The organism is Bifidobacterium avesanii, from assembly GCF_009299475.1.
Classification (GTDB): Bacteria; Actinomycetota; Actinomycetes; order Actinomycetales; family Bifidobacteriaceae; genus Bifidobacterium; species Bifidobacterium avesanii.
On sequence record NZ_WBSN01000039.1, the window covers coordinates 1 to 5737 of the forward strand.

3 protein-coding genes are annotated in these 5737 nt (G+C 66.6%); 2 read left to right on the plus strand and 1 reads right to left on the minus strand.

Translation table 11 applies throughout. The features are described 5' to 3' along the window. Nucleotides 1-464: 464 nt before the first annotated feature. Nucleotides 465-1928: a DUF349 domain-containing protein gene (locus tag DSM100685_RS10575; protein WP_152351298.1), complete on the minus strand. Its 1464-nt coding sequence runs from the start codon at nucleotides 1926-1928 to the stop codon at nucleotides 465-467. Nucleotides 1929-2014: 86 nt separating this feature from the next. On the opposite strand from DSM100685_RS10575, the gene hisS reads away from it, so the two are divergent. Then, complete coding sequence (gene hisS / locus DSM100685_RS10580; RefSeq protein ID WP_152351299.1) at nucleotides 2015-3400, plus strand: histidine--tRNA ligase; 1386 nt, start codon at nucleotides 2015-2017, stop codon at nucleotides 3398-3400. A gap of 38 nt (nucleotides 3401-3438) precedes the next feature. Beyond that, nucleotides 3439-5232 carry an aspartate--tRNA ligase gene (gene aspS / locus DSM100685_RS10585; protein WP_152351300.1) on the plus strand — a complete coding sequence of 598 codons (1794 nt, stop codon included), beginning with the start codon at nucleotides 3439-3441 and terminating at the stop codon, nucleotides 5230-5232. The last annotated feature ends 505 nt before the right edge of the window (nucleotides 5233-5737 follow it).

Sequence of the window (5737 nt, forward strand, 5' to 3'; positions counted from 1 at the left end):
CCAAGCCAAGCAGGACCCGACCATCGAACGCGCTAGACTCAATACCAAGCCGCGCGGTTTCCTTCACTTTTTCAATCACACACCGAATCAAACCGCACGGCCCTTACACACCAAAATGCGAAGAGCCGATAAATGTGTGACGGGCGGTATGGCTTGATCAGCATACTGAATTCACTCAATCTGGCGATCTTTCCTCGCGGATTGAGCAGGATGCGTGCGTGACGGATGGGTTGGGGCGTTTGGCGCACTGAATTCGCTCAATCTCCGGCGGCTGGGTGGCGGATTGAGCGAATCCAGTGCGCCAGCGGCGAAATTGTCCCGCCGAAATACGCCAAAAAGACGCCAACAGATACCGAAAGACGTCCCGCGAAAAAAATTGCCGCCGCGGCATGCCATGCAGCACATCGCGGCGGCAAACGCTCACGAGGCGTAAAGCCCTATCGGAGTCTTACTTGACCGGAGCCTTACTTGATGGCGTTGAGCCACTGCTCCTTGGTGGCCTTCTCCGCCTCGAGCGCGGCCTTCTTCTTCGGGTCGGACTCGGCGGCGATCTTCTCGGCGAGCTCGGCGAGCTGCGCGTTGAGCTGCTCCTCGAAGCTGGACTTGCGGGCGTCGGACTCCGGATCGGACTTCTTCCACGCGGCGTCCTCGACGGCCTTGATCTGCTTGTCCACGGCGTCGAGGCGGCTTTCGATGCGGTGCACGGCGTCGCGCGGCACGTAGCCGATCTGGTCCCACTCGTCCTGAATGGCGCCCAGGGCCTCGCGGGCCTTCTTCGCCTCGGCCTCGGTCTTCACCGGCAGGAGCGCCTCGGCCTTGGCGAGCAGGGCCTCCTTCTTGGTGAGGTTCTCATGCTCGGAGGTGCTGATCTGGTCGCGGTCGGCCTGACGGGCGTTGAAGAACGCGTCGGCGGCCTCGCGGAAGCGGGCCCACAGGGCGTCGTCCTCGTTGTGGCCCGCGCGGCCGGCCTTCTTCCAACGGTCCATGAGCTCGCTGAACTTGCGGGAGGTCTCGCCCCACGCGGTGGAGTCCTTGAGCTCCTCGGCCTCCTTGATGATCGCCTCCTTGGCGCTGCGGGCCTGCGACTGCTCGAGGTCGCGCTCCTGGGCCCACTTGCGACGGCCCTGGTTGAACGTGGTGCGGGCGGCGGAGAAGCGCTTCCACAGCGCGTCGGCGTCGGCGCGGTCGATGCGCACGCTGGTGCGCTGGTGCTGCTGCCACTGGTCGAACAGGGAGCGGAACTTGTCCGCGGTGGAGCGCCAGTTGGTCTTCTCGTCCAGCGAGGCGGCGAGGGCCTCGGCCTTCTCCACGATCTTGGTGCGCTCGGCCAGCGCCTTGGCGACGGCGGCCTTGCGGGCCTCGGAGATGGCGGCCTTCTTGGCGGCGCCCTCGGCCTTGAGGGCCTCGAACTGGGCCTTCAGCGCGGCGATGTCGCCCACGACCGGCGGCTCGGCCACTTCCTGGCCGAGGGTCTTGAGGGACTCGTCGATCTCGCGCGGCTTGATGTTCGCAGCCTTGAGGCGGTTCTCCAGCACGTCCAGCTTGGCCTTGAGCTCCATGTAGCGGCGGGCGTACAGGGTGAGGGCCTCCTCCTTGGTGGCGTCCGGGAACTGGCCCACCTCGCGCTCGGTCTCGCCCTCCTTGACGAACACGGTGCCGTTGTCGTCGACGCGGCCGAACGCCTCGGCGGCCTTGACGTCGGCTTCGGAGTAGGCGGCGGTGGCCACGGGGGCGGCCTTCTTGCCCGGCTTGGCGCCCTTCTTGGCGAACGCGGCGGGGGAGGGGGCGTGCGGCTTCGGGACGCCGGGCTTCGGAGCGGCCGGCTTCGGGGCGGAAACTGCGGTGGCCGGCTCCGCGGCGGCGGGCGCCGTCGCCTGCGCTTCGGGTTCGGGGGTGGTGTTGGGTTCGGTCACGGTTTCGTCGGCCATGTCAGCTCCTTGCAAGCTTGAGAGATAGGTGTCGCATTGCGGCGAAACGGGCTGTTTTGTCGCAACTTCACCTATTATAAAGACTCGTGGCTAAAGGTGCATCTTTATCAGGATTTCCCGAGTGGCTCCCGTCGGAGCGTGTCGTGGAACAGCGTGTGATCGACACGCTGCGTAACGTGTTCGAGCTCAACGGCTTCATCGGCATCGAAACGCGTGCCGTGGAGCAGGGTTCGAGCCTGCTCAAGAAGGGCGAGACCAGCAAGGAGATCTACCTGCTGAGTCGTCTGCAGGAGGTCGGTCAGGAGAACGACACTCCGGTGGAGGACCGTCTCGGCCTGCATTTCGACCTCACCGTGCCGCTGAGCCGGTACGTGGTGGAGAACTCCGGCGCGCTGGCCTTCCCGTTCAAGCGCTGGCAGATCCAGAAGGTCTGGCGCGGCGAGCGCCCGCAGGAGGGCCGCTTCCGCGAGTTCGTCCAGGCGGACATCGACGTGGTGGGCAACGGCGAGCTGCCGGAGCACTACGAGGTGGAGCTGCCTCTCGTCATGGTCTCCGCGCTGGAGCGCCTGCGCGAGTTCGGCCTGCCCAAGGCGACCGTGCACGCGAACAACCGCAAGCTGTCCGAGGGCTTCTACCGCGGGCTGGGCCTGACGGACGTGGAGGGCGTGCTGCGCGAGATCGACAAGCTGGACAAGATCGGCGCCGACGAGGTCTCCAAGCTGCTGGTCGAGGGCTGCGGCGCGAGCGAGGCGCAGGCCAAGGCGTGCCTGGAGCTCGCCGAGCTGACCGCCGCGAACGGCACGGAGCTCAAGGAGAAGTTCGACGCGCTGTGCGCCGCGCACGGCATCGCGACCGACGGTTCCGACGAATCCTACGCGCTGGCCAAGCAGGGCCTCGACACGCTCGCCATGATCGTGGACGAGGCGGCCCGCATCCGCCCCGGCTCGGTGATCGCCGACCTGAAGATCGCCCGCGGACTGGACTACTACACCGGCTCCGTGTACGAGACGTTCCTCGACGGCGCCGCGTCGCTCGGCTCCATCTGCTCGGGCGGCCGCTACGACAACCTCGCCTCGCAGGGCAACCGCAAGTACCCGGGCGTGGGCCTGTCGATCGGCCTGTCCCGCCTCGTGAGCTACATGCTGCACACCGCGGGCGCCCACGCGAACCGCGTCTCCCCGGCCGCCGTGCTGGTCGCCGTGTGGAACGAGGACGAGCGAGCCGCGTCCAACCTCATCGCAAGCGAGCTGCGCGCCCGCGGCATCGCCGCCGACGTGGCCCCCACCGCCGCCAAGCTCGGCAAGCAGATCAAGTACGCCGACAAGCTGGGCATCCCGTACGTGTGGTTCCCCGGCCAGGAGGGCGCGGGCGACGAGGTGAAGAACATCGTCTCCGGCGACCAGACGCCGGCCGACGCACGGTCTTGGGAGCCGGATACTGTGGTTGCCCGGCAGACCGTGGTCGTCGAGTGACGCGCATCCACGGATCGATATAAAGGAGTAGGGAAAACATGGGCCAGACGGCTTATCGCACACATCATGCGACCGACGTGACGGAGGCGCTCGTCGGTCAGAAGGTCACGCTCGCCGGTTGGGTTGACCGTCGCCGCGACCACGGCGGCGTCGCCTTCATCGACCTCCGCGACAACACGGGCCTGGTGCAGGTCGTGATCTACGACGAGGAGATGGCTCGCCCTCTGCGCAGCGAGTTCGTCATCCAGGTGACCGGCGAGGTGCGCCTGCGCCCCGAAGGCAACGAGAACACGCATCTGGCGACCGGCAAGATCGAGGTCGTCGTCGAGTCGATCAACGTGCTCGCCAAGGCCGACGCCCTGCCGTTCCAAGTGTCCACCGCGCTCGAGAACGAGTCCGAGAACAAGCTGCCCGGCGAGGACGTGCGCCTCAAGTACCGCTACCTCGACCTGCGCCGCCCGTCCATGCAGCACAACCTCAAGCTGCGTTCGGACATGGCCAAGGCCGCCCGCCACGCGCTCGAGGAGATGGACTTCACCGAGGTCGAGACCCCGACATTCATCAAGTCCACCCCGGAGGGCGCCCGCGACTTCCTGGTTCCGGCCCGTCTGGTGCCCGGTTCCTGGTACGCCCTGCCGCAGTCCCCGCAGCTGCTCAAGCAGCTGCTCATGGTCTCCGGCGTGGAGCGGTACTACCAGCTCGCCCGCTGCTACCGTGACGAGGACTTCCGCGCCGACCGCCAGCCCGAGTTCACCCAGCTGGACATGGAGATGGCGTTCGTCGATCAGGAGGACGTGATGGCCATGGCCGAGAAGGTCATCGCCGCCATCTGGAAGACCGCCGGCTACGACGTGCAGCTGCCGATCGCGCGCATCTCCTGGCAGGACGCCATGGACAAGTACGGCTCCGACAAGCCGGACCTGCGCTTCGGCAACCCGCTCGTGGAGCTCACCGACTACTTCAAGAACACCCCGTTCCGCGTGTTCCAGGCCCCGTACGTGGGCGCGGTCCTGTTCAAGGGCGGCGCCGCCACCCCGCGCCGCCAGTTCGACGCGTGGCAGGAGTGGGCCAAGCAGCGCGGCGCCAAGGGCCTCGCGTACGTGGTCTTCGCCGAGGACGGCGAGCTCAAGGGACCTGTGGCCAAGAACCTGTCCGAGGAGGAGCGCGCCGGCCTGATGGAGGCCGTGCACGCCGAGCCGGGCGACGCCGTGTTCTTCGCCGCCGGCCGCCGCGAGTCCTCCCAGCTGCTGTTGGGCGCCGTGCGCGTGGAGCTGGCCCGCCGCGAGGGCCTGCTCGACCCGAAGAAGTTCGCCTTCACGTGGGTCGTGGACTTCCCGCTGTTCAAGCCGACCGACGATCCGGACGACGACGACGTGGCCGTGGGCCACTCCAAGTGGACCTCCATGCACCACCCGTTCACCATGCCGTCCGCGGACTGGATCGACAAGTTCGACAAGGATCCGGAGCACGCCATGTCCGACTCCTACGACATCGTCTGCAACGGCGAGGAGATGGGCGGCGGCTCCGTGCGTATCCACCGCGACGACATCCAGGACCGCGTGCTCAACGTCCTCGGCATCTCCCCGGAGGAGGCCAAGGAGAAGTTCGGCTTCCTGCTCGATGCGTTCAAGTACGGCGCCCCGCCGCACGCGGGCATCGCCCTCGGCTGGGACCGCACCGTGTCGATCCTCGCCGGCGCGGACACCATCCGCGACGTGATCGCCTTCCCGAAGGCCGGCGGCGGCCGCGATCCGCTGACCGGCGCCCCGGCCCCGATCACGGACGAGCAGCGCGCCGAGACCGGCGTTGACTACGATCCGGACGAGGAGTAGGAGATACTTCGGCTTGCTTCGCTGAACCGCTGAGCCGCTGAAGTTGCGCTTTGCGACGGCGCGGAACCTTTCGTGGGTTCCGCGCCGTTTTTTTGCGTTGATGGGGTGCGTTTGGCACTTGTGCGTTCCGTGTGCTCTGTGTGCTCTGCGTGCCGGCTCGCTCCATGCATGTTCCTCAATGATTGGGCGGAAGAGTGCGTGTGCGGATGGATGAAACTGTGCCGCTCTCGCACTGGTTTCGCTCAATCTGCGGCGGTGGGGTGGTAGATTGAGCAGGATGAGTGCGCTGGGGCCGAATTGTGCCCTTCCCGCATCGGATTTGCTCAATCTGCGATGGTGGTGCGTTGGATTGAGCAGAATGGATGCGCGGCGGGGCCGATGGGGGTGCGGACGAAAAGTTGGACGCTTTGGCGTCCGGATTGGAGTCCGCAATGTACCGCAAGGACGTCAAGCGCATGGTCGTCGGCCTGTTCTACGACGACCGCATCAACGCGCCCGAGATCAT